The 24,102-nt window shown below is 36.2% G+C and carries 29 protein-coding genes; 21 read left to right on the top strand and 8 right to left on the bottom strand.

The window, feature by feature from the left end; genetic code table 11:
- Positions 1–21: 21 nt before the first annotated feature.
- From mobB to RTY06_RS03085, 3 genes are all read right to left on the bottom strand, one after another.
- Positions 22–1,275, bottom strand: coding sequence for a conjugal transfer protein MobB (mobB, locus tag RTY06_RS03095; protein WP_312822739.1), 1,254 nt, complete (start codon positions 1,273–1,275; stop codon positions 22–24).
- On the bottom strand, positions 1,272–1,706 hold the full coding sequence (gene mobA, locus RTY06_RS03090; RefSeq protein WP_312822737.1) for a conjugal transfer protein MobA: 435 nt from the start codon (positions 1,704–1,706) through the stop codon (positions 1,272–1,274). Before mobA ends, mobB begins: the two co-directional genes overlap by 4 nt.
- Before the next feature lie 199 nt (positions 1,707–1,905).
- On the bottom strand, positions 1,906–2,130 hold the full coding sequence (locus RTY06_RS03085) for a hypothetical protein (RefSeq protein WP_312822735.1): 225 nt from the start codon (positions 2,128–2,130) through the stop codon (positions 1,906–1,908).
- Positions 2,131–2,340: 210 nt separating this feature from the next.
- Here RTY06_RS03085 and RTY06_RS03080 point away from each other — a divergent pair, with 210 nt between their 5' ends.
- The 3 genes from RTY06_RS03080 to RTY06_RS03070 are packed head-to-tail and all read left to right on the top strand — an operon-like array spanning position 2,341 to position 4,140.
- The gene (locus RTY06_RS03080; RefSeq protein ID WP_312822734.1) at positions 2,341–3,108 is read left to right on the top strand and encodes a ParA family protein; all 768 of its coding nucleotides are present in this window, start codon (positions 2,341–2,343) and stop codon (positions 3,106–3,108) included.
- A 4-nt stretch (positions 3,109–3,112) separates the two neighbouring features.
- The gene (locus tag RTY06_RS03075; RefSeq protein ID WP_312822733.1) at positions 3,113–3,511 is read left to right on the top strand and encodes a DUF3408 domain-containing protein; all 399 of its coding nucleotides are present in this window, start codon (positions 3,113–3,115) and stop codon (positions 3,509–3,511) included.
- Between the two features lie 11 nt (positions 3,512–3,522).
- Complete coding sequence (locus RTY06_RS03070; protein ID WP_312822731.1) at positions 3,523–4,140, top strand: hypothetical protein; 618 nt, start codon at positions 3,523–3,525, stop codon at positions 4,138–4,140.
- Between the two features lie 14 nt (positions 4,141–4,154).
- Here RTY06_RS03070 and RTY06_RS03065 read toward each other — a convergent pair whose 3' ends face one another.
- Positions 4,155–4,646, bottom strand: coding sequence for a TIGR02391 family protein (locus RTY06_RS03065; RefSeq protein WP_312822730.1), 492 nt, complete (start codon positions 4,644–4,646; stop codon positions 4,155–4,157).
- A gap of 77 nt (positions 4,647–4,723) precedes the next feature.
- Between RTY06_RS03065 and RTY06_RS03060 the strand changes: the two genes are divergently transcribed.
- A protein-coding gene (locus tag RTY06_RS03060; RefSeq protein WP_409450822.1) for an IS3 family transposase occupies positions 4,724–5,955 on the top strand; the annotation gives its coding sequence in 2 pieces (ribosomal slippage) (positions 4,724–5,063 and positions 5,063–5,955; 1,233 coding nt in all).
- A gap of 27 nt (positions 5,956–5,982) precedes the next feature.
- Here the strand turns inward: RTY06_RS03060 and RTY06_RS03055 are convergent.
- Positions 5,983–6,264: a hypothetical protein gene (locus RTY06_RS03055; protein WP_312822727.1), complete on the bottom strand. Its 282-nt coding sequence runs from the start codon at positions 6,262–6,264 to the stop codon at positions 5,983–5,985.
- A 196-nt stretch (positions 6,265–6,460) separates the two neighbouring features.
- Between RTY06_RS03055 and RTY06_RS03050 the strand changes: the two genes are divergently transcribed.
- The 11 genes from RTY06_RS03050 to RTY06_RS03000 are packed head-to-tail and all read left to right on the top strand — an operon-like array spanning position 6,461 to position 15,412.
- Positions 6,461–6,766: a DUF4134 domain-containing protein gene (locus tag RTY06_RS03050; RefSeq protein ID WP_059153796.1), complete on the top strand. Its 306-nt coding sequence runs from the start codon at positions 6,461–6,463 to the stop codon at positions 6,764–6,766.
- 10 nt (positions 6,767–6,776) lie between these two features.
- Complete coding sequence (locus RTY06_RS03045) at positions 6,777–7,109, top strand: DUF4133 domain-containing protein (protein ID WP_312822722.1); 333 nt, start codon at positions 6,777–6,779, stop codon at positions 7,107–7,109.
- Positions 7,106–9,616, top strand: coding sequence for a TraG family conjugative transposon ATPase (locus RTY06_RS03040; protein WP_312822721.1), 2,511 nt, complete (start codon positions 7,106–7,108; stop codon positions 9,614–9,616). The genes RTY06_RS03045 and RTY06_RS03040 overlap by 4 nt, the downstream gene beginning before the upstream one ends.
- A 45-nt stretch (positions 9,617–9,661) precedes the next feature.
- Positions 9,662–10,270: a DUF4141 domain-containing protein gene (locus RTY06_RS03035; protein ID WP_409450824.1), complete on the top strand. Its 609-nt coding sequence runs from the start codon at positions 9,662–9,664 to the stop codon at positions 10,268–10,270.
- A 1-nt stretch (position 10,271) separates the two neighbouring features.
- Complete coding sequence (gene traJ, locus RTY06_RS03030; RefSeq protein ID WP_312822719.1) at positions 10,272–11,264, top strand: conjugative transposon protein TraJ; 993 nt, start codon at positions 10,272–10,274, stop codon at positions 11,262–11,264.
- A gap of 14 nt (positions 11,265–11,278) precedes the next feature.
- Positions 11,279–11,902, top strand: coding sequence for a conjugative transposon protein TraK (traK, locus tag RTY06_RS03025; RefSeq protein WP_309997278.1), 624 nt, complete (start codon positions 11,279–11,281; stop codon positions 11,900–11,902).
- 11 nt (positions 11,903–11,913) lie between these two features.
- Positions 11,914–12,183, top strand: coding sequence for a hypothetical protein (locus RTY06_RS03020; protein ID WP_312822715.1), 270 nt, complete (start codon positions 11,914–11,916; stop codon positions 12,181–12,183).
- Between the two features lie 3 nt (positions 12,184–12,186).
- Entirely contained in the window at positions 12,187–13,482 is a 1,296-nt protein-coding gene (gene traM, locus RTY06_RS03015) for a conjugative transposon protein TraM (protein ID WP_312822714.1), read from the top strand.
- A gap of 16 nt (positions 13,483–13,498) precedes the next feature.
- Complete coding sequence (traN, locus tag RTY06_RS03010; RefSeq protein ID WP_312822713.1) at positions 13,499–14,401, top strand: conjugative transposon protein TraN; 903 nt, start codon at positions 13,499–13,501, stop codon at positions 14,399–14,401.
- A 1-nt stretch (position 14,402) separates the two neighbouring features.
- Positions 14,403–14,948 carry a conjugal transfer protein TraO gene (locus tag RTY06_RS03005; RefSeq protein WP_312822711.1) on the top strand — a complete coding sequence of 182 codons (546 nt, stop codon included), beginning with the start codon at positions 14,403–14,405 and terminating at the stop codon, positions 14,946–14,948.
- A gap of 23 nt (positions 14,949–14,971) precedes the next feature.
- The gene (locus RTY06_RS03000) at positions 14,972–15,412 is read left to right on the top strand and encodes a TraQ conjugal transfer family protein (protein ID WP_312822709.1); all 441 of its coding nucleotides are present in this window, start codon (positions 14,972–14,974) and stop codon (positions 15,410–15,412) included.
- Between the two features lie 216 nt (positions 15,413–15,628).
- On the opposite strand, the gene RTY06_RS02995 is transcribed toward RTY06_RS03000, so the two are convergent.
- Genes RTY06_RS02995 through RTY06_RS02985 form a run of 3 tightly spaced genes read right to left on the bottom strand, consistent with a single transcriptional unit; the run spans position 15,629 to position 17,638 of the window.
- The gene (locus tag RTY06_RS02995) at positions 15,629–16,123 is read right to left on the bottom strand and encodes a JAB domain-containing protein (RefSeq protein ID WP_312822707.1); all 495 of its coding nucleotides are present in this window, start codon (positions 16,121–16,123) and stop codon (positions 15,629–15,631) included.
- A gap of 4 nt (positions 16,124–16,127) precedes the next feature.
- Positions 16,128–17,201 carry a DUF932 domain-containing protein gene (locus tag RTY06_RS02990; RefSeq protein ID WP_312822705.1) on the bottom strand — a complete coding sequence of 358 codons (1,074 nt, stop codon included), beginning with the start codon at positions 17,199–17,201 and terminating at the stop codon, positions 16,128–16,130.
- 35 nt (positions 17,202–17,236) lie between these two features.
- Positions 17,237–17,638, bottom strand: coding sequence for a single-stranded DNA-binding protein (locus RTY06_RS02985; RefSeq protein WP_312823027.1), 402 nt, complete (start codon positions 17,636–17,638; stop codon positions 17,237–17,239).
- 592 nt (positions 17,639–18,230) lie between these two features.
- Between RTY06_RS02985 and RTY06_RS02980 the strand changes: the two genes are divergently transcribed.
- The 6 genes from RTY06_RS02980 (at position 18,231) to RTY06_RS02955 (ending at position 24,086) form a co-directional block, all read left to right on the top strand.
- Positions 18,231–18,464, top strand: a complete 234-nt coding sequence (locus RTY06_RS02980; protein ID WP_312822703.1) for a hypothetical protein — start codon at positions 18,231–18,233, stop codon at positions 18,462–18,464.
- 263 nt (positions 18,465–18,727) lie between these two features.
- The gene (locus RTY06_RS02975; protein ID WP_312822701.1) at positions 18,728–18,910 is read left to right on the top strand and encodes a hypothetical protein; all 183 of its coding nucleotides are present in this window, start codon (positions 18,728–18,730) and stop codon (positions 18,908–18,910) included.
- The gene (locus tag RTY06_RS02970) at positions 18,889–19,674 is read left to right on the top strand and encodes a VapE domain-containing protein (RefSeq protein WP_312822699.1); all 786 of its coding nucleotides are present in this window, start codon (positions 18,889–18,891) and stop codon (positions 19,672–19,674) included. The genes RTY06_RS02975 and RTY06_RS02970 overlap by 22 nt, the downstream gene beginning before the upstream one ends.
- A 332-nt stretch (positions 19,675–20,006) precedes the next feature.
- Complete coding sequence (locus RTY06_RS02965) at positions 20,007–21,560, top strand: class I SAM-dependent DNA methyltransferase (protein WP_312822698.1); 1,554 nt, start codon at positions 20,007–20,009, stop codon at positions 21,558–21,560.
- Positions 21,547–22,809: a restriction endonuclease subunit S gene (locus tag RTY06_RS02960; protein ID WP_312822697.1), complete on the top strand. Its 1,263-nt coding sequence runs from the start codon at positions 21,547–21,549 to the stop codon at positions 22,807–22,809. The genes RTY06_RS02965 and RTY06_RS02960 overlap by 14 nt, the downstream gene beginning before the upstream one ends.
- 26 nt (positions 22,810–22,835) lie before the next feature.
- Positions 22,836–24,086 (top strand): SIR2 family protein, encoded by a 1,251-nt coding sequence (locus RTY06_RS02955; protein ID WP_312822696.1) that lies wholly within the window; start codon positions 22,836–22,838, stop codon positions 24,084–24,086.
- Positions 24,087–24,102: the final 16 nt, after the last annotated feature.

The following is a 24,102-nucleotide window of genomic DNA, read 5'->3' as shown; positions in this document are numbered from 1 at the left end:
TAGCCTATCACATATGATAGGTTATTTTTTTCTTCTTTTTCGTTGTTTCTTGTTCATTTGAGATTCAAAAATTTGTTCCTCCTGATCACTATTTGCGTCTGAAGATAACAAGCCGTTAAATAGTCCATCAAATAATTCCGATATGCTTTCAGCAACAAATTGCTCGGTAGTGTTTTCTTGAAATGAGTTTTCTGGAAGATTATTGTTGAACATTACTTCAGGTTTCGTTTCTCTTTGATTCCACATCCCATTGAAGACATTGGCGGAAAGCTCTTTACTAAGCTGTGACCCATTCCACACTGATTTAGAAGGATGGTCGATGAATGTGATCCCGTATATTCGACCTTGCTCATTTTTTCTAAGGACAGTAGCGATTCCCTGTTCCTGGAGCTGCATTTTAAAAGAATCTTCAGAGTTGCTGGTGGTGATTGCTGTTTCTATTGTTCTTTTGAGAATCAATATTGAAGGGTTATTTTTCATTTCAACTCTGGACTTCTCAATGATTGCTTGAATATTCTCCAAGCCTGCATGCTTCCCGAATAGCGATGATTTAAAAGGATGACTTACTTTTTTGCCGTTTTCATCAATAGCAAAATAAACAATTCCTTTTTTCATTTTTCCATGGAATTCTCCGCTGACTTCTTCAAAAGTGATATTAAATTGAGAGAGTAAAGCATTGTATGCACCTATACTTTGAAAGTTATAAGTCTTGGGAATATGTCTGAGTACAGATGACATCTGAGTCTTGACATTTCCTTTGTCGTAATCAACCGGTTTAAAAATTAAGTTTTGATTGGTGCTTTGTATTTCATTGGCAGCTTTTAAATTATATTGCTTTTCAATTTTCCTACAAGCATCCATCGATCGATGATGGTCATAGTTATCAGGTATTTTCTTACCGTCAAGCTGAACACAGGTGGTTACAATATGAATATGTGACCTGTCGATATCAGTGTGCTTAAAAACGACATAGGGTTGATTGGCGTACCCCATTTCCTGCATATATTGCTGAGCCATTTCTCTGTAAGTTGAATCATCAACCCTATCATCTGGGTCTGGATTTAGAGAGATATGTCTTACTGGTTTTTCAGTTTTATTATTGGCAATTAAGTAGGGTTCAAAATACTTACGAAAAAAATTGACAGAATAGGGACGATCCCATAAATCTGGAATTTTATTTGTGAAGAGAACCGCTCCATTTTCATTGTCCACTTTCTGCTGATTGTAGGTAAGTGCGCCCCACATATTCTCGCCTTTTCCGATTTTAGCAATCATTTATCAGTGTTTTTTTGAATATGTTTTAGCTCAAATTCTTTGGTCAACTCTATAATCTGTTTACAGATTAATGCCAGTTCTTTCGTATGATTTTCAAGTTTAAAGAGGTACAATGACGCTTTTTTGTCTGTAAAATTTCGATAAAGAATTTTTACAATTTGATTATAATTGTTTCCAATGGACTGAAACTGGTAGAATAATTTAGTCAGTTGTGTATGGTAGTCCATCGTTGAAACATCTACTTTTATAATCTTTAATTCTTTCTGAAACAAGATTGTTGTAATAAATTTTGCTTTGTTAGCCATTCCCGAAGCATCAAATAACTTTAAAAAATGGATGTTTTCTTCATCCGTAAGTCTAAATACATATCTGTTTTTGCTAGGGTTCAGCTTAGGTTTACGCCCTCCTTTATTGTTTTTATTTGTTTCCATATTCTCCAATTTAATTTTAAGAAAATCACGACTTCGGAGTGATTTTTAAAGCCCCAGCCCGGGCAAGTTGTTTTGAGGCACGAAAAAAGTTATGAGGCACTCAAAACATAACTTGCCCCTTTCGGGTGAAAGGATATGTCTTTAATAAAATAGATTTAAAAACCCCTATCAATTTAGACCATCCTATTTCAAAACCTCCTCAGCCTTCTGAAGCAAAGTAAGCCACTATCGATAAGAAAAACAGTACAGGGGACAATGCCAAAGAATGACACATAATTCCAAAGCCGACCATTACAAAAGCACTGCTATACAAATGTTTTTCATTTGCATCAGATTGAGAGCAGGACTTCACAAATGCTGACTTGATAGAAATCTTGATTCTTTTAGATCTTGTATTCCTGCCTTCAGGATTTCCAGACGTCAATAGTTTATTGTTGAGTGATAGAACTCAGAAAATCTATCTATCAGGATTGCAAGAAGGGCTGCATTGAGTAATGAATGTCGTAAGGCTATCTAGTTAGCAGGAATTTCTGCCAACTATGTAGATAGCAAAATAGACTTATTGAAATCATTGCTGCCTTAAGACTTGCAGTCAACCATTCTGAAAATAAGGTTTAATTAAAATTTAAAAAAAATGAAAACAAAGAAACAACCAACAGTTATTGCATTTTCCACTCAAAAAGGAGGGGTTGGTAAAAGTACATTTACAACGTTGATAGCAAGTATTCTTCATTATCGGATGGGCTATCAAGTTGCGGTTTTTGACTGTGATTTTCCGCAATACAGTTTATTACAGATGAGAGAGCGTGATTTAAAAATAGTTATGCAGAATGAGGTTTTAAAAAAGATCGCTCACAAACAATTTACGACGATCAATAAAAAAGCTTATCCTATATTTCAGAGCAAAACCGATAAGGTTCTAGAAGAGATGAAAACGTATGTTAATGACAATGAGATTACTCCTGATGTCATCTTCTTAGATTTACCTGGAACTGTTAATACTGCTGGTATTTTAAAAACACTAACGAATGTTAACTACATTTTTTCTCCCATAACTGCCGATCGGGTAGTGTTGGAAAGTACTTTAAGTTTCACTGATGTATTAACCAATATCTTGATGAAAGAAAATCAAACGGAGATTCGAGGTATCCATTTATTCTGGAATCAGGTAGATGGAAGAGAGAGAACAATGTTATACAAAAATTACAGTAAGGTGATTTTAGATTTAGGACTGCAGTTGATGGAGACCACAATTACGGATAGTAAAAGATTTAGAAAAGAAGGGGAGGTTATTACAAAAATGGTGTTTCGTTCGACATTACTGCCTGCAGATCCTAAGTTATTAGGCCAATGCAGACTTGATCAATTTGTAGAAGAATTTTTAAGAATTGTCAAATTATAGCAGTATGGATAATGAAAAGAAAAATAACAATGCGGACAGCGATATAGATGAACATTATCTGATGTCCATAATGGCAGGAAGTTCCAAAAAAGAAGTTCGTGAAGAAAAGAATAATATCCAAAAGGATAAAGATACGTCGAAAAATAAGTTGAAAAGTAGAAAATCATCAGATCTAAATTATGTGGAGCATTTTCTGACCCATCATACAATGACAAAGCGAGGTGATAAAAGTATCTATATCCGTCCGGAGTATCACGAACGTCTTTCCCGAATTATTCAAATCATTGCTGATGATCAGATACCGTTATATGCTTATTTGGATAATATATTGGCTTATCATTTTGAAATGTTTGAAAAGGAAATTACTGAAGATTTCAATAACAAATACCGTCCAATCTTTTAATCTTAAATAGTATGGAACAAATTATAATCATCGTTTTAATTATTGTTATCGTAATGATTCTCTTAAACAGAAAGTTTTCAATTAGTATTAGAGAAAAAGATAATGTAACTAAAAGTACAAATCTGCCGTCGATTATGGGAGATACTAAGCCAAGAGAAAGACATCCATTGCCAATCGATACCAATGAGGGACAAAACAATGTACCATTTACAGAAGAAAATAATTTTGAATCAGAAACTACAGAAGAGGAACTTGAAAATGTTGATACGGCTAAAAATCTCGGTGAAATCTCAGTCAAGAATGAAGATTGGCAGGAGGATGAAGATTGGAAGTATCAGCACTCTAATGTTGAAAGCGGGGTTGCTACAGGGGTTACCTTTCAAGAATTGAGTACTGCGGGTCAGCTGCTTCAGGAAGAGACGCTGGAGCCTGACTTAGAACAACAAGCAGTAGATATCATTCAAAAAATTCAGGGAACCGAGCTTTTTGATCTACTAGAGAGTTCATTAGGAGATGCTTCAAAAAGAATTGCCAGCTTATTAAAGGAGAGCATTTCGAATGAAGATGAGATTATTTCATCCAAGCGAAGTAATTCTTCAGACAGTTTCGACATTGGGGAGTTTATTTAAATAAGCTCCCTTTTTTACACAATCTTGTCTAATTTTTTATGAATATAAGAAATGGTTGTCAGAATATCTAGTGCCTCTTCTTCGCTTATTTCAAATCTAATTTTTGGTTCATGAGCTGTAGAGTTTCTAATTAGTCCAAAAACTCCTTTTATTAAATTACTTAAGCCAATATGTTCGCTTCGGTCAGTTGGAGTGATAAAATCATTAATTTTTATCAGTGGGTTAGTTGTAGAAAATGCGGCGTCCGCAAGAGCATTTCCATCACTATGTAATCCCGTTACATCTCTGATTCTATCAGCAATACTTTTTGTTGATTCAAAAACAGAATGAAAATAATTTTCTACTAGCAGTTCAGCACTACAATACTCATAAATTTTTAAATGTGTATTTCGATTTTCTAACTTTTGTTTTAAACGGTTTGCACGTCCTTCAGCCTCTGAAATAGTCGTTGCTTTATCAACCAATCTAAACCTTCCTTCATCCGTAATCTCAACGCCAATAAACAAAAGTCGTTTGTTGATCTCCAGCCTTCTATTATGATATTGTCCCGTCCTAAAATAAGTTTACACAAAACAGACTTATTATGGAAAATCGAGAAAATACAGTAGAAAAGCGAACACAACAAGATTACACAATGGCTTTTAAATTAGGTATTGTTAGTCGTGTAGAAAAGGGCGAATTCACTTACAAACAGGCGCAAAAACATTACGGTATCCAAGGTAGAAGCACCGTTTTGGTTTGGCTTAGAAAATATGGTAATTTAGATTGGAGCAAACCCACCATTCATACCATGTTACAATCCAAAGAAACACCCGCCGAAAAGATTAAAAGACTAGAGAAAGAATTAGCTGATGAGAAACTGAAGACCAAAGTTCTCAATATGATGATTGATATCTCCGACAAGCAATACGGCACGCAGATCCGAAAAAAGTTTACGCCCAAACAGTCAGAGAACTCCAAGAAAAAGGATTGAGTTTATCAAAAATCTGCAGATTGTTTGGGATAAGCAGACAAGCCATTTACCAGCAGCGCCAAAGATTATGTGTTCGGGAAAAAGAATTGGGGAAAGTTAAACAATTCGTTGAGGAGATTCGTTTTGAACAGCCCAGAATAGGAACAAGAAAACTTTATTATTTGCTTAAAAATAAATTCAGGCTGGAAAACATAAAAATAGGCAGAGATGCGCTGTTCAATTATTTGCGAAGAGAAAACCTTCTTATTTATCCTAAGAAAAGATATACAAGGACCACTTTTTCAAAGCATTGGCTCAGAAAACACCCCAATCTTTTGAAAACGACTTGTCTCAAAAGAAAAGAACAGGTATTTGTAAGTGATATCACTTATGTGAAAACCAAGACGTATGTCTGTTATTTATCTTTGGTAACGGATGCTTACAGCAGAAAAATTATGGGTTACGAGCTGAGTGAAAATATGAATGCTGAAAATGTAGTGAAAGCTCTGAAAATGGCCGTGAGAAACAGGACGACTCATCTTCCGCTTATTCATCACTCAGACAGAGGATTGCAATATTGTTCCGAAGTGTATCAGAAAGTACTTGTTGAAAACAAAATAATACCCTCAATGACAGATGGCTATGACTGTTATCAAAATGCTTTAGCAGAAAGAATAAATGGAATATTGAAGCAGGAATTTTTAATTTACAAATGCAAAAACATTCAGGATTTAAAACAAATGGTGAAAGAAAGTATTTATATTTACAACAACAAAAGACCACATCTTAGTCTGAAGATGAAAACTCCGGAAACAATCCACAAAAAATCCGGAAAATCAAAATCTTCCGGATTAATATTTTAATTAAAAACTTGTAAACCTATTTTAGGACTAGTCATATAATTCTTCTTTGCGAACATATCTTACAGGTTGCAATGCGTCCTGAATAAATCTTAAGATGTGATTTGAACATTGATTCATGTTTTGCCAATTAGCAAAAGCAGCATATAAACGCTTCCATTTTGTTGCATAAGGATCTATATCTTCAATATTGGAATTTATTAAGATTTGTCCAATTTCAGTTCCCGTTAAACCATCAACAGTATCACCGATTGTTTTACATAAGCTTTCTAAAACTGGAGGGGTGAACATAGGACGCCTAGGATTAGCCATTCTTTAAAATTTATGATTACTCACCTACACTATTTTTCGAAGGTAGTGCTAAAATACAAAATTATCTCTGCTCAGAGTAATTAAAAGACAAAATCTGCCACTAAGAGACATCTTAAAAACAAGTTGTTTTTCCAAAGCACATTTGCTTCTGAGTATTGTAGAGAGCAGTTCTCATTAACAACAAAATGTTTACAAAATGGAAAAACAGAGAAAAAAACTGATGTGTGCATTTCTGGCAATCTTGATTGCTCCTTATGCTTTTTCACAGGGTAACGGAAGTGCCGGAATCAATGAGGCAACCCAGATGGTCACCTCTTATTTTGAACCTGCGACACAGCTTATCTATGCCATTGGTGCAGTGGTCGGATTAATAGGAGGCGTAAAGGTTTACAACAAGTTTAGCAGCGGTGACCCTGACACCAGTAAGACCGCTGCCAGCTGGTTCGGGGCGTGTATCTTTCTGATTGTTGCGGCAACCATCCTTCGTTCATTCTTCCTATAAAAAAATGACTATGAATACCTATCATATCAATAAAGGAATAGGCAGGACGGTAGAATTTAAGGGACTTAAGGCACAATATCTTTTCATTTTTTCAGGCGGCTTGCTGGGATTGCTGATCTGCGTGATGATTATGTATATGGCTGGGGTCAATACCTATCTGTGTCTAATTCTCGGAGGTGCCAGCAGTGGTCTGCTTATCTGGCAGACTTTCGCACTGAATGGAAGATATGGTGAACATGGTCTGATGAAAATGGGCGCTCGCAAGAAGCACCCTAGGTATATCATCAGCCGTAAGAGTATCTACCGCTATCTGAAAACTAATCGTAAAAAAACAAAAGAATGAGAAACTCTTCCAAAGCAGCCACTTTGGAAAGTAAGTTTCCACTGCTGGCGATTGAAAATGATTGTATCATTTCAAAGGATGCCGATGTTACGGTTTGTTTTAAAGTTAGGCTGCCTGAACTATTTACCGTTGCTTCCGCTGAGTATGAAGCCATGCATTCCGCTTGGTTCAAAGCGATTAAAACACTCCCTGATTTTACCGTTGTTCATAAGCAGGACTGGTTTATCAAAGAGAACTACAATCCAGATTTGTCAAGAGAAGACCAAAGTTTTCTTTCCAAATCATTTGAAAGGCATTTCAATGAGCGGCCATTTCTAAATCATTACTGTTATCTGTTTATTACAAAAACCAGTAAGGAAAGAATGCGGATGCAGAGTAACTTTTCATCTCTATGCAAAGGTAAGCTGATTCCAAAAGAGATTAAGGACAAGGAAGTCATCGGTCGTTTTCTTGAAGCTGTCGATCAGCTGGAGCGGATTATGAACGACAGCGGATACATACATCTTGAAAGGATGACCGAAGATGAAATATCTGGAACTGCGGAACAATCAGGATTACTGGAACAATATCTCACCTTATCGCGTGAATTCAATCCGTCTTTGCAGGACATCAAGTTAGGGTCGGAGGAAATGCGTATTGGCAACAACCGTATCAGTATGCACACACTGTCGGATACGGAGGATTTGCCGGGTACTGTTTCATCGCATAGCCGTTATGAAAAGTTAAGCACAGACCGCAGTGACTGTCTTCTGTCATTTGCTTCTCCTGTGGGACTTCTACTAAGTTGCAATCATATTTACAATCAGTATCTATTCATTGACAACAGTGATGAAAACCTTCGTCAGTTTGAAAAATCTGCAAGAAATATGCATTCATTGGCGAGATACAGCAGGGCGAATCAGATTAATAAAGAATGGATTGAGAAATATTTGAATGAAGCCCTTTCTTATGGTCTTCAATCTGTCCGTGCTCATTTTAATGTGATGTCGTGGTCTGATAATCCTGCTGAATTGAAGCAGTTAAAGAATGATACAGGTAGTGCTTTAGCCTTAATGGAATGTAAGCCCCGCCATAATACGACGGATACAGCCACCCTGTATTGGGCAGGAATTCCGGGCAATGCAGGAGATTTTCCGAGTGAAGAAAGCTTTTACACTTTCATAGAACCGGCTTTATGTTTTTTCACTGAAGAAACCAACTATCAGGATTCACCATCTCCATTTGGGATCAAGATGGCTGACCGTCTCACGGGAAAACCGATTCATCTGGATATTTCAGATCTGCCGATGAAACAGGGAATTATTACGAACAGAAATAAGTTCATCCTTGGACCTTCAGGAAGCGGCAAATCCTTCTTCACGAACCATATGGTACGACAGTATTATGAACAGGGCGCTCACGTACTTTTAGTCGATACTGGAAATTCCTATCAGGGATTGTGTGAGCTGATTAAAGGAAAAACGAAAGGTGAGGATGGGGTTTATTTTACCTATACCGAAGACAATCCCATTGCCTTCAATCCATTCTACACCGATGACGGAGTCTTTGACATTGAAAAACGGGAGAGTATCAAAACCTTAATTCTGACACTTTGGAAAAGAGATGATGAACCACCTACCCGTTCAGAGGAAGTCGCATTGTCCAATGCCGTCAGCGGATATATTGAAAAGATTAAATCCAGTGAAGAGCATCCTTCTTTTAATGGTTTTTATGATTATGTGAAAGATGATTATCAGAAAGTATTGGAGCAGAAGAAAGTCAGAGAAAAAGACTTTGATATTGCCAACTTTCTTAATGTGCTGGAACCTTATTACCGAGGAGGTGAATATGACTATCTGCTCAATTCAGAAAAGCAGCTCGACTTGTTATCCAAACGTTTCATCGTTTTTGAAATCGATGCCATTAAAGATCATAAGATTCTGTTCCCTATTGTGACCATTATTATTATGGAAGTCTTTATCAATAAAATGCGAAGGCTCAAAGGAATCAGAAAGCTGATCCTCATTGAAGAAGCCTGGAAAGCCATCGCCAAAGAAGGTATGGCAGAGTACATCAAATACCTCTTCAAAACAGTAAGAAAATTCTTCGGAGAAGCCATTGTGGTGACTCAGGAAGTCGATGATATCATCCAGTCACCGATTGTGAAGGAAAGTATCATTAACAATTCAGACTGTAAGATTCTTCTTGACCAGCGAAAGTACATGAACAAGTTCGATGACATTCAGGCAATGCTGGGATTGACCGACAAGGAGAAATCTCAGGTATTATCGATTAATATGAACAACGATCCACGAAGATTGTATAAAGAAGTATGGATTGGATTGGGTGGAACACACTCTGCAGTCTATGCCACTGAAGTTTCTACCGAAGAATATCTGGCTTATACCACTGAAGAAACAGAAAAGATGGAAGTGATGAATCTTGCATCAGAACTTGACGGCAATGTTGAACACGCCATCAAGCGGATTTCTCTCAAGAGAATCAAATCGAATAAAAAAGACCATTAAATCATTTAAAATTTTAAAACAATGAAAAATTTAATCATCAAAACAATGATGGCAGCATGCTTCGCTACCGTAACATTTGGAAAAGCACAATTTGTAGTGACCGATCCAGCCAACCTGGCATCAGGCATATTAAACTCTGCCAATGAAATTGTGCAGACTTCATCGACCGTATCGAATGTGATAAAGAACTTCAATGAAGTTAAGAAAGTCTATGAACAGGGAAAGGAATATTATGATCAGCTGAAAGCCATCAACAATCTTATTAAGGATGCAAGAAAAGTACAGCAGACTGTTCTTTTGGTAGGCGATGTTTCTGAAATGTATGTGAACAATTTTGGAAAGATGCTGAATGATCCCAACTTCAATGCTCAGGAATTAGCTTCCATTGCCAATGGTTATTCTGCACTTCTTACCGAGAGTACAGAGCTCTTGAAAGAACTGAAAGAGATCATCACATCTAACGGTCTTTCTCTCAATGATAAAGAAAGGATGGACGTTGTTGATCGAGTGTATAAGGAGGTTAAAGCATATCATAATTTGGTAAGATATTATACCAATAAAAATATTTCGGTTAGTTATCTAAGAGCTAAAAAGCAGAACAATACCCAAAGAGTGTTGAATCTTTACGGAACTTCTAATCAAAAATACTGGTAAGATGGAACCGAACAACTTACACGAAGTCCTGCGTTCCGTTTACGAAGAAATGATGCCGATGTGCGCTGATATGGCCGCTGTAGCCAAAGGCGTTGCTGGTTTGGGAGCCCTGTTCTATGTGGCTTTAAAAGTCTGGCAGTCGCTGAGCCGGGCGGAACCGATAGATTTGTTTCCGATGTTGAGACCATTTGCTATCGGCATCTGCATTATGTTCTTTACCACATTGGTTTTAGGAAGCTTGAATGGAGTGATGAGTCCCATTGTTCAGGGAAGCCATTCCATCCTCGAAGATCAGGTTCTTGATATGAATGATCTCCAGCAGAAAAAAGACCTTTTGGAACGGGAAGCCATGCTTAGAAATCCGGAGATGGCCTATTTGATTTCAAACGAAGAATTTGACAAAAAGCTGGAAGAGCTGGGTTGGTCACCATCGGATCTAGTCACAATGTCGGGTATGTATATTGAGAGGGAGATGTTCGCCATTAAGAAAGATATTAGGGACGGTTTTCGTGAATTTCTAGAAATCCTCTTTCAGTCCGCAGCTTTGGTGATTGATACCATCAGAACCTTCTTTCTGATTGTACTTTCAATACTAGGACCGATTGCCTTTGCTATTTCAGTATGGGATGGATTTCAGACCACTTTGAGCCAATGGCTGACAAGATACATCAGTGTCTATCTGTGGTTGCCGGTTGCAGATATATTTAGTGCTATTCTTGCCAAAATACAGACTTTGATTTTAGAACGGGATATCGAGATGCTTGCTGATCCGACTTTTATTCCTGATACTTCCAATACAGTTTATATCATTTATATGGTGATTGGCATAATAGGCTACTTTACGGTACCGACCGTGACAGGCTGGGTCATTCAGGCAGGAGGAGCAGGCAATTTTATGCGCAATGTAAACCAGACAGCTATGAAGTCAGGGAATGTTGCTGGAGCAGCTGTTGGTTCAGTAACAGGAAATATTTCGGGAAGATTATTAAAATAAAAAAATACAGTTCTATGGAATTTAAAACTTTAAGAAATATTGAGAGCAGCTTCAAGCAGATCCGACTATTTACGTTTGTTTTTGCGGTGTTGTGTTTTGGAGTCGTAGGGGTCGTGGTATTCAAATCCTACCAGTTTGCTGAAGAACAGCGCCAGAAAATCTATGTGTTGGACAATGGTAAATCTTTAATGGTTGCATTATCGCAGGATATGTCCATTAACAGACCTGTAGAAGCCAGAGAGCATGTGAGACGATTCCACGAATTGTTTTTCACGATAGCACCAGATAAGAATGCGATTGAAAGCAATGTAAAAAGAGCCTTTAATCTGGCAGATCAATCAGCTTTCAATTACTATAAAGACCTTCAGGAGAAAGGCTATTACAACAGGATCATTTCAGGTAATATTCAACAGAGGATTGAGGTCGACAGTGTCGTTGCCAATTTCAACAGCTATCCTTATGGCGTAAAGACTTATGCCAGACAATTTATTATCCGATCCAGTAATCTTACCATCAGGAATTTAGTGACAGACTGTTCTTTAGTTAATTCAGTAAGGTCTGACAGTAATCCGCAGGGATTTACGATTGAAAAATTCAATGTGATTGAAAATAGAGATGTTGAAACCGTTGAACGCTAAAAATATCGGTAATGAAAAAACTAAGAGATAAAATTGAACATTTTGTTTTGACGACAGAGAACCATTGGAAAACTCTTTCTGTAGCGAAACAAAGATTACTGACTAAGGTTTTCTTTGGCAGTTATTGTTTGCTGACGGTCATCGTCCTGATCTATGTTATTGTTTCAACGGGTCAAAAGAGTAATACAATGTCTATCGATCACATTGACGGCATTTCTACGAAGTTGATAGAAAAAGCTTCAGAACAGAACGATCTTACAGAATCACCCATTAAAAAATAGCATATGAAAGATTCAGAGAAAATTAAATTGACAGAAAATGATCTCCCTCAAAATACTAACGGAGTGAATGAAGATCCAAAAGCTCAATGGGAAAAACTGAAAAAGCCTATCATCTACTTTTTGATGGCTGCCGTGTGCGCATCTTGTTTTTACCTCATTTTTAAACCAAAAGCTAACAATGCTCTAGTTGAAAAGACTGGTTTTAATGCGGCTATCCCGCAGGCAAAGGATGGTCAGTTACAGTCAGATAAGCAAAAGGCTTACGAGCAGCAGTTGTTGGAGCAAAAAAATGAAGAAAAAAGGAATGCCGTAACCACCTTATCGGACTATTGGAATGACCAAAGCGGTTTAAATTCTAGAACTAATACATCTAGTCCAGTTGGTAGTGGTGGGCTTCAGCAGTCCGATCAGAATGCTGTGAACAGTTATCGAAATGCACAGCAGACCTTGAGTTCATTTTATGGTCGGGATGATCAGGAAGTCAATAATCTGAGGAAAGAAATTTCAAGATTAAAGAACGACGCGATGCAGAATAATGCTGCTCCTGCAGGACTTGGAGTGAACGACCAGCTAGAACTGATGGAAAAATCATATCAGATGGCAGCCAAGTATCTTCCAACGACTACTAAACAGGAAGAACCGGCACCAAAAGAAGAGGATGAAAAGTCAACAGAAAAGAAAATTAAGCTGATACCGGCAAAACCCTTCCATTCGAATATTGTCTCTTCATTATACAGAGAGCAGTCAGATAGTGCTTTTATTGCGGCTTTGAATCAGAATCGATTTTATGAGACACAAAACGATATGAAGAATTCAGCCTCATCTAAAAATGCGATAAGTGCTGTGGTCTATGAGACTAAGACTTTAATAAATGAAAGTACACTATCCATTAGACTTGCTGAGGGAATGCAATTGGGACGTACGGAAATTCCCAGCGGAAGTTTATTGATTGCTGCAGGTAAATTTCAGGGTGGAAGACTTCAGTTAAAAATATCTTCCATTCAATATAAGGGAAATGTCTATCCTGTGGAAATCAACGTCCACGATAATGATGGTCAGTCAGGATTATATATTCCTTATTCACCAGAGCAAAATGCGGTCAATGATATCGTCGCCAATATGAGCCAGACTTCAGGTAGCAATATTATGATGACCCAATCAGCAGGACAACAGATTGCTGCTGATCTGAGCAGGGGAGTCGTGCAGGGTTTGTCTGGCTATTTCCAAAAGAGAGTCAGACAATTGAAAGTCACAGTAAAAGCGGGTCATCAGGTTTTGCTTGTACCCAAAAATAATTAATCATAAAAAATTACAAATGAATACACAAAAGAGCCAATTTATTCTGAGGATGTTATTTCTGCTGTTTTTTAGCAGAGCATTTGGTCAGGATTCGGTAATGACCTATGTTTCTCTCGAAGAGGCAAGATTGGAACCTTACAGAATGCAGGTGACTTACAGTAAAACGAGCCATGTGATTTTTCCATCTCCTATTCGCTATGTTGATTTGGGGAGTGAATTGTTAGTAGCCAATAAGGCTGAGCCTATAGGCAATGTTCTCAGAGTCAAATCTGCAGTGAGGGATTTTGAAGAGGAAACCAATTTTTCAGTCATCACAGAGGATGGAAAATTTTACAGCTTCGATGTTTTTTACAGTTCTTATCCTGATACCCTCAGTTACGACCTGGTAAAGATGCAGAGAACGATTGAAAGTCAATATTCAACGGATGTACTTTTTGAAGATTTAAAAGGAAGCTCTTCTTCTTTAACAGATTTGATTATGGAAAATCTTCATAGGAAGAGTCGAAAAACGGTTAAGCATATCGCAGCGAAAAGTTTTGGGATTCAGTTTTCTGTTCGTGCATTACATGTGAATGACAATAAATTCTATTTTACCTTACAGGTTGATAATAGCAGTAATGTAGCGTATGATATTGAATTAATCAACTTTAAAATTTTTGATAAGAAGAATTTAAAAAGAACTGTTGTTCAGGATAAATTGTTGGAAGCACTCAGGGTTTATTCACCAATGACAAATGCCAATCATAATTCGAGCATAACTGCTGTTTATCTACTGGAGCAATTTACATTGTTAAAGGATCAGGTCTTAGAAATTGAGATTTTAGAAAGAAATGGAGGACGCCATCAAAAAGTTCAGTTAGAGAATACGGAGCTGATTAATGCAAAGTTGATCAATAGTTTAAATTTTAAAACCAACTAAGATGAGCAGATTATTAGTAGCAGTGCTTTTCATTTTAACAATGAATGTACAATCATTTGCACAGCAGATGATTCCAAAGCAAAAAGGATTTGAACTATCCTATTCCGTATTTCCTAATTCTCCAGAAAAGCAGAATTATGTTTTAGCAGCAGGACTTGTTTCTTATGCAAAGAACGGGAACTACTTGTTTGGATTGGCGGAATACAGCAGGAAATATTATGAATATAGGGCTTATGATATTCCCATCGACACATTTCTATTTAATGTTGGTTACAGTTTTTATTTATGGGGTGACTCAATGCGGAATGTCAATTTAAATTTAGGAATCAGCGGGCTTGTCGGTTATGAGCAGGTCAACAGAGGTCAATCAATTCTTTATGATGGTTCATTACTGACCAGTACAGAAAGCTTTGTTTATGGAACAGGAGGGAAGCTCTCATTAGAAAGCTATGTGACGGAGCATGTAGTTTTTATCGTCAATGGACAGCTTCGTTTTTTGCAGAACAGTGAGCTAGGTGCTTTACATGCTTTGTTTGGTTGTGACTAAGGTTTAATTTTTAAATAGATACTATGAACAATCTAATTAATTGTAAGATTTATAATCTATGGAAGTATTCATTCATCCTGTTTTTCCTAAGTTTTGTTATCAATTCGTGTCAGGATAAGGATTTGGAAATATTGCAGAACTTTCCATTTGAGGTGACTGTTATGCCACTTCCCAGTAAAATACAGGAGAATGAAACTGTCGAAATTAGAATCTCTTTGGAAACAGCCTCTAACTTTAATGAAACAAAATACAGCATTCGGTATTTTCAGTATGAAGGAAGCGGAAGACTGCAGCATTACAATGATTCACCTTATCTCCCGAATGATGAATATGAATTACCTCAAAAACAGTTTCGGCTGTATTACACTTCTGAATCATCAGAATCTCACAAATTCAGTATTTGGATAAAAGATAGTTTTGGAAATGAGAGTAAGGTTGATTTTGAATTCGACAATGCTTCGTGATAATTGAATTTAGTATTGTATTAATAGAAAGTTTTTATAAAACAGTAAAATAAAACCACAACTTTTTTGAGAGCGCTGGAATAGGGAAGTTAGTCAAATAGGTTGTGTCCAATCACCATGCAAAAAGACTATTCCGACCGAAGGCGGATTTGTCTTTTTGCCAAAAATTAAACCAAGCAGCATTTATTTGTTGCTTGGTTAATTCACAGACAAAACTCAAAGATGACCTTCGGAGGTAAAAGAGAAAAAATCCGTTGATGTTAAAATAAAATGATCGAGTAATTTAATATTAAAAAGCTCAGAAGCTTTTTTAATATTTTGGGTTACCTTGATATCTTCTGCGGAAGGTTTCAGATTACCTGAGGGATGATTATGAGCAATGATGATTGCTGAAGCATTACTCAGCAAAGCTGCTTGCAGAATAATTCTTACATCAACAATGGTAGAAGAAATTCCTGATTCTGAAATTTTTCTAATGCCTAACACCTTATGCGCCTGATTTAAATACAGGGCAAAAAAAGATTCTCTATAATCGATTTCGTCGGTATTAAAATGCTGGCGGAAGATATCCACGGCATCCAAAGAATTATTAACTAATTTTTCTGAATTCCCTTTTCTTGAATAACTCAATTTTATTTCGTTTACAATATTATATTTCATTGGTGTTGCTCTTTCACGGCAGAGACTCCTATTTCCCGTGTTTATTATCATTATTTTAGTTTAGGATTAAATTCTCGGCTCCTTGCTGAGCATATTTTTCACAAAGCTCAAAAGCCTTTTGGGATTTCATTTGTGCCGTACCACCTAAAATAATGGATTGCAGTTTTGCTTCATTATTTTTATAGCTTCTGACATTCTGAAAGTAGCCTGTCACAGCATTGTAAGCACCAAACAAAGTTCCTTTGGTTGTATTCATTTGCTGGCTTTCACTGATCATAGCGTAGGCAAAAGCATCTTCAACCGTATTTTTAAAAACAGTTGATAGTTCATCAAGATTACCTTTGTGCAAATGATTTAAGGTTTCTTTGTTAGGGCAGAGTGCCAGTTGAATTAATTTTTTCATTTCAGCATCACCGACTGTAATCTTTGACCAATAATTGAAAGTTTTTTCTAATTCATTGCTCAGTCTGGTGGCTATACCCATCACTTTATGGGCATCCTCCAAGCGTTGTTTTGCACCTGCAGTATGTCTAATTCTTACTACATTACTCATGCTTTTTAGAGAAGCATTTAAAGTATTTTGGCAAACAATGCGGATGGGCGTAAATGCGGCGGTAATACTTCCGCTTCCATCATGCGAGGTTGTTAGGAAGATATATTTTTCTGTGATGTCGTCACCATTTCCGACACGAATATAGTCAGGAAGTTTAGCCGTAATAAAAATTCTTTCGCCATTTCCTAAAGCTCCCGCTGTCTCGTATAAAATACCATCTCCACCGCCTACAATAGAATCAAAAAAAGAAAAGGCTTCACGATTTTGGACAATCTGGTAATCTTTTCCCACTACACCTAATATAGTATTGTTATCAGTACGAATATTTGCGAAATAGTTAGGAACTTCCAATTCAGAATCAATTATTTCAATGCCGTTGCTGTTCTCGATAATTCCCGAACCTTTAGTAAATAGGGGAGATTTTTCTACATCGTAGTCCAGCCCTGCAACCTTTATAGCTTCTTCGCTTGTTGGATGTTCCTGCACAAGCTGTCCTAAGTTGTGCCAAGCTTTTTCTTTTACAGTAAAAAATGAGTATTTTCCTGTGCTGTTGTTGAAATTTAAATTATGTGCCATGATAATATTTTTTGATGTTATTAATTGCTGTTGGTTTAGAATGGTAAGTCATCGCCTTTATCATTATCTGACGATTTTGATTTAGCAGTAGTCGCTCTATTTTGAGATGTGCTCGTGTTACCATCCTTTTTGCTACTGCTGTGTAGTTTGATTTGTGAGATAAGAAAATTTAATCCTGCATGGGCTTCTCCGTCTTTTCCTATCCATGCAGAAGTGTAGGCTCTACCGCTTAATTCTACTAAAGCACCTTTTGTAAGAATTTCAGCCACCTTGGGAGAAATCCAATAAGAACAATCGAAGTAGGTTGTTCGTTCGATTTTTTCGCCTTGTTTGTTGCGATAATTGTCGTTGGTAGCAATTGAGAAATTAACTACTTGTTTTTCATTGGACAGGGTGCGCACTTCCGCATCTCTTGTCAGTCTTCCGATAATGTTCATAACTGTTTGTTTTAAGATTGTACAATTTGATTTGTTTTTAATCTCTTCTCCGTCCACTTTTACAAAGCCTTGTCGGCTTCGCTGAATATTTTTCAAAAGAAAAACCGGAAAAAAGAAAGCAGATATGAAGTGTTGACAATGAGAAAAAGCCAAAAGGAAACGGAATAATTGGAGGGTACCTTTAGGGAGGAAACCGTTTATGCCGTAGTCTTTTGGTGGGATAAGCCGACGGCTGGCAACAATACCTTAGCTGCCTTTTTACCGGTTTATTATGGAAAATCTTACACAAATAACTGATGTTTTTATGTTCAAGACTGCTTGTTTCTTATTCACCAAAACATCCTCAAACAAGACAGAATTCCAGAGGGAGAGATTTATTAAAATCATAAAAATTAAATACCATCAACAAAAAGAATTGAATTAATCTAATAATGACTTTCTTCAGGCTTTTAACAGCGGTTTTTTTGTGAGTTCAATAAGATGACCTAAACATAAGACACCTACCGCACCAACAGGTTGTATTGTTACAAGATTTACTGAAAATATAAGAAGTTCCAGAAATATGATCCAGGCAGATAAAGATGATATTTTTATGGTATTAACATACTCCGAACTCTCTGCTAAGGATATGAGAAAAAATGACTTAAATGGTAAAGGTGATGCTGGAGTAGGCGCTAAATCAGTTTATATAATTCTTCTATACCGAGATGCGAATAAAGATGGTGGGGTAGAATCCTCATCTATTTTTATTGACAACCTCAATCAACGCTATGGAATGTTAATTATCAAGAATCAGTTTTATATTTCGAAGAACGATGGTTTGTAGGTTTAGCCATATAAAAGAGGCGAAACTATAGTTACTAAGCCCAAAAAAAATGTTCGTCTTCTGGCAGGAGATTACAACAACCTTTGAATAACGAATTTGATTGCTAAAAAAGATAATACAAAAATTTATGTATTCATTGGATCTGGCAGCAATGTTGGTGAAAATGGAATAGAAAATGAAGTCAGAAGAGCAAACATTTTGGAGGTTAATACTTAGGAAAGTGGAGAAAAAATCTAAGGTTCGGGACTTCGAATCATTTAGGAATGAGTTGGATTCCAGTCACTGGACACTTATGGACAGTTCTCAGTGAAAGAGATGGGCTGGAAGATGAGTTAGTATCTGATTATCTTACAAGTGTTAAAAAAAATCATTCTATTGTTGGATCTATTCTTACAATGAAATCGTATTTTCCGGGAAACAGGCATTGGGAAAAACAACCTGGATAGAAAAACTGATGCCCAATCAGCTTAAAAAATACATCTTTTCAGGAACCATCAATCCGAGTAATAAAGATACTTTAATCCATTTAGCTGATTGTATGTTAATCAATCTGGATGAATTAGAAAACCTTAACCGTTCAGAAATCGGCAGCCTAAAAGAAATCATCACCAAAACCCATATCAGAATGCGAAAAGCCTACGGACACAACAACGAGAATATGCCAAGAAGAGCTAGTTTTGCAGGAAGTGTTAATACCGCCCAATTCTTAAACGATTCAACCGGCTCACGCCGTTTCCTTTGTTTCGAAGTTGAGCATATAGCATACACCCACGAAATTGACATCAACAAAGTCTATTCACAAGCTTTAAAACTCAAAAAAGAAGCTTTCCGCCACTGGTTCAACCAGGAAGAAATCAAAGAAATAAATGCCAACAATGAACAGTATCAGTTAAGAAGTCCCGAAGAAGAACTACTGTTAACGTGGTTCGAACCTGCAGACAAAAACAAAGCCCAATATTATTTTAATACAACTCAGATTGCAAATATCCTTTCTACAAAAGGCGGAATTGCAATAACAGAAACAACAGTCAGAAAAATTGGTATGGCATTAAAGAAACACGGTTTTCAAAGAATTTCAAAAAATAAAGCCTATGTATTTCCTGTAATCTTGAAAGATTTTGATTTGGTTGATATGGAAAACAAACAATCGGGAGAATCAATTCCAATCCCACAACATCAAGAAAAAATACCTTTCAGATTTGATAATTAAAAATGAGTGCAAAACTGCACTCATTTTCGTTTTTATTCATTCTTTTTAGGGAGTAACTGGAGTAAGTGATTTTTTACAAAACACTTTTTTATTTTTTTTCATCAGAAAAAAAATGCTGATATAAAGTCAAACAAAGCAAAAGACGAATTAGCCTTCATTACTTTGCTGTAATCCCTTTCTATTGAATAGTTTTTTTTTGAGCTAGAAAAAAAATATTTTCTTTTCACCAAATTCAGTTACTTACTTACTCCCTTTTGCTTTTCCTCTTTTTTCTTTCAAATGCACTTTGTATATTTAACGATTAATTTATTTTATAAAATTCAGTAAAACTAATGGCTAAAAAGAAAAAAGAAGAAGTTCAGGAAACGATTGAAAAAACCTTATGGAAAGCAGCGGATAAGTTGCGTAAAAACATCAATGCTGCGGAGTATAAAGATGTGGTTCTTGGATTGATTTTCTTAAAATATATATCCATTGCATTTGAGAAATTACACGCAGAATTAACAGCGCAAATCGATCAAGGAGCTGATCCGGAAGACAGAGAAGAATACACGGCAGAAAACGTATTCTTTGTGCCACCTTCAGCGCGTTGGTCGTTTTTACAATCTAGTGCAAAGCAAACAACTATTGGTAAAATTGTAGACGATGGAATGGATGCTATTGAGGCAGAAAACCCACAATTAAAAGGGATTTTACCAAAAGTATATGCCAAACAAAACTTGGATCCTACCAGTTTAGGAGATTTGATCGACTTGATTGGTAACATTAATTTTGGCGATACGCAGGAGCGTTCTGCCGATGTGTTAGGACACGTATTTGAATATTTCTTAGGGCAGTTTGCATTGGCGGAAGGACAAAAAGGCGGACAGTTCTATACGCCACGTTCGGTTGTAGAATTATTGGTAGAAATGCTGGAACCACACAAAGGTCGTGTATTCGATCCGTGTTGTGGTTCGGGTGGTATGTTTGTACAGTCGGAAAAGTTTGTGGAAGAACATCAGGGAAGAATAGATGATATCTCGATTTACGGACAAGAATCCAACCAAACCACTTGGCGTTTGGCGAAGATGAACTTAGCCATTCGTGGAATTGATTCTACGGGAGTTAAATGGAATTCGGAAGGTTCGTTCTTAAACGATGCACATAAAGATTTAAAAGCCGATTTTATCATTGCAAATCCTCCGTTTAACGTGAGCGATTGGTCGGGAGATGTATTGCGTAACGATGCGCGTTGGCAGTTTGGTACCCCTCCAGTAGGGAATGCCAACTTTGGTTGGTTGCAACATTTTATCCATCACTTGGCACCTACAGGACAAGCAGGTGTGGTATTAGCAAAGGGAGCATTAACTTCTAAAACTTCGGGGGAAGGAGAAATCCGTAAAAACTTGATTGAGGAAGGATTAATCGACTGTATCGTCAACTTACCAGCGAAGTTATTCCTGAATACCCAAATTCCAGCGGCGTTATGGTTTATGCGCCGTAAGAAAGTACCAAATGAAAAATATCGCAATACGGAAAACGAAATCCTGTTTATCGATGCCCGTAATTTAGGACATCTCATCAACCGTAAAAACCGTGAGTTGAGCAAAGAAGATATCGACTTAATTGCTTCTACTTACCACAATTGGCGTAACGTAGATGGGCAATACGAAGATGTTGCTGGTTTTTGTGCTTCGGTTCCTGTATCTAAAGTAGCGGAGTTGGATTATGTCTTAACACCTGGGCGTTATGTAGGTTTACCTGACGAAGAAGATGATTTTAACTTTGTAGAACGTTTTACTTCGTTAAAAGCAACATTGGAAGAACAATTAGCCAAAGAAGCAGAATTGAATGCAATGATTGCCGAAAACTTTTTAAAAATTGAATTGCCGAATGATGGAGAATAGAGATTGGAAAGAGACAGATTTCGGAAGAATTCCCTTTAATTGGGAATATTTGACATTAGATGACATAAAATCTGATGTCAAAAGATCACTTATTTCAGGTCCTTTCGGTTCTAATATAAGTGCAAAATTTTTTAAACCATCAGGTATTCCTGTTATAAGAGGAAATAATCTCTCTTTAGATTTATCTATTAAATTTAAGGACGATGGTTTTGTTTTCATAGATGAAAATAAGGCGAATGAATTAAATACATGGGCAAAGAAAGGAGATGTAATTTTTACAGCTGTAGGAACTATAGGACAAGTAGGATATTTAGATGGTAATGAAAGATTTGAAAAATATATTATATCTAATAAACAGATTCGATTATCAGTTAATGAGAATTTGATTCTGCCTTTATATTCATATTATTGGTTTGCTAGTGATTTATTAAAGGATATGATTATACAAAGAAATACTGGTTCTTCAGTGCCTTTAATTAATTTGACCGTTTTAAAATCATTGCCAGTAATAGTTCCCCCACTTCCCGAGCAAAAAGCCATTGCATCGGTATTGTCGGGTTTGGATGATAAAATCGACTTATTACACCAACAAAACCAAACCTTAGAGACCTTGGCAGAAACTTTATTCCGCCAGTGGTTTATTGAGGAAGTTAAAGAGGATTGGGAGGATTGTACTATTGAAGATTTATGCATAAAAATAAATTCTGGAGGAACTCCTTCTACAAAAATTGATTCTTATTATAATGGAGATATAAATTGGTACTCAACAAAAGAATTAAATGATAATTATCTTTTTTCGAGTAATTCTAAAATTACACAAGAAGGTTTAGATAATTCATCAGCAAAGATTTTTCCAGCAGGTACTGTAGTTATTGCAATTTATGCTGCACCAACAGTTGGAAGATTGGGGATTTTAACTGAAGATTCAGCTTTTAATCAGGCTGCCTGTGGACTAGTTGCAAATGATAAGATATGTAGTAAAGAGTTTCTTTATTTATATTTAAAAAATCAAAGGGTTGAACTGAATTTAATGGCTTCAGGTTCAGCACAACAAAATTTAAATGTTGGGAAAATTAAATCGTATCCTTGTTTTGTCCCAGATTCGATTATAATGGAAAAATTTAAATTTCAGGTTGAACCATTATTTTCAAAAATTTTAGATAACTCAAAACAAATCCAAACCCTAACCCAACTTCGCGATACCTTATTGCCTAAGTTAATGAGTGGCGAGGTGCGGGTGAAGAATTAGATATAATAAACCATAAAAAACAAAGTATGGCTGAAGCAATTGAAAGTATCAAACTAAAAGTAAAAAAATATCTTGAATTAGAAAATGTGAGTTTTCTTTTTGGTGCTGGTTCAAGTTTTCACTTAGGAGCCCCTGTAATTAGGACAATTCCCCAACCATTAAAAGATCAATGTTTGGACGAAACAGCTCATTATTTTGGGAAAGGTGCAGATCCATCATATGAAGATCTATTCAATTGTTTACAAGCTGATCGTTACCTAAAAGAAATGAAAAAAGAAGATGTCTCTTCTTTGAATTCTTCTATGGTTAAAATGCAAAAGTGGTTGTTTGAACAATGTGATACTAATAAAACCTCTATTCATTCTATATACTCATCAGATTCAAAACTTCAGAAAAATAGATATCATTATCATGAAGTTCTAGTTAAGAAACTTTTACAAAGACCAGTACATTTGAAACGAGCAAATCTGTTTACAACTAATTACGATATGGCCTTTGATTATGCTTTAGATAACTTAGGAGTACACTACATAAATGGTTTTATGGGAGTTCATAACAGATGTTTTAGACCAGAAGTATATGACTATGATTTGTATTATCCTGGACAGAGTGCAATAGGTAAAGTACATAGAGCAGAAAAGGTTTTAAGATACTATAAAATGCATGGCTCATTATCATGGGTTTCAACAACACCCAATGTATCTAATACATATGGTATTAAAGAGATTCCATTGAATGATAATTTTCCTATTGATGAAAATAATGAAATTATGATTTATCCATGTGTTAGTAAGAAATCTTTTACACTTGATTTACCATACTCGGAATTATTCAGACAGTTTTCACAATCAATTAATCAACCGCAATCGGTGTTGATTTGTGTAGGATATTCTTTTTATGATGAACATATAAATGATATTATTAAGCAAGCATTATCTATTCCTTCTTTTACTCTAATTATAGCCAACTTTGCCCCAAAAGCTGATCCTGAATCTGAAATTGAAAAACTACAGGCTTTGGGGGATAGAAGAATTATTATTTTAGATCAGACAATTGCAGATCAATCAACTTTTGTAGGTTTTGTAGATAAGATTATGCCTGATTTATATGAAGAGGATGAAATAACTTATGTAGCGGAAACAATGGAAAAAATTTATCCTGCCAAAAAGAATGATCAAGATGTTATAGGAAATGATACTATTTCTCAAGATGAAAAAGTAGAATCAGATTCGAATACAAAACAAGATGTAGAAGCTACCGATGACTTACCGTTTTAATCTATAAACCAGACTT

The sequence above is a fragment of the Epilithonimonas sp. genome (assembly GCF_032055105.1).
GTDB lineage: Bacteria > Bacteroidota > Bacteroidia > Flavobacteriales > Weeksellaceae > Epilithonimonas.
The sequence above is the reverse complement of the archived record's forward strand: the minus strand, read 5'-3'. Positions and strand labels throughout refer to the sequence as shown.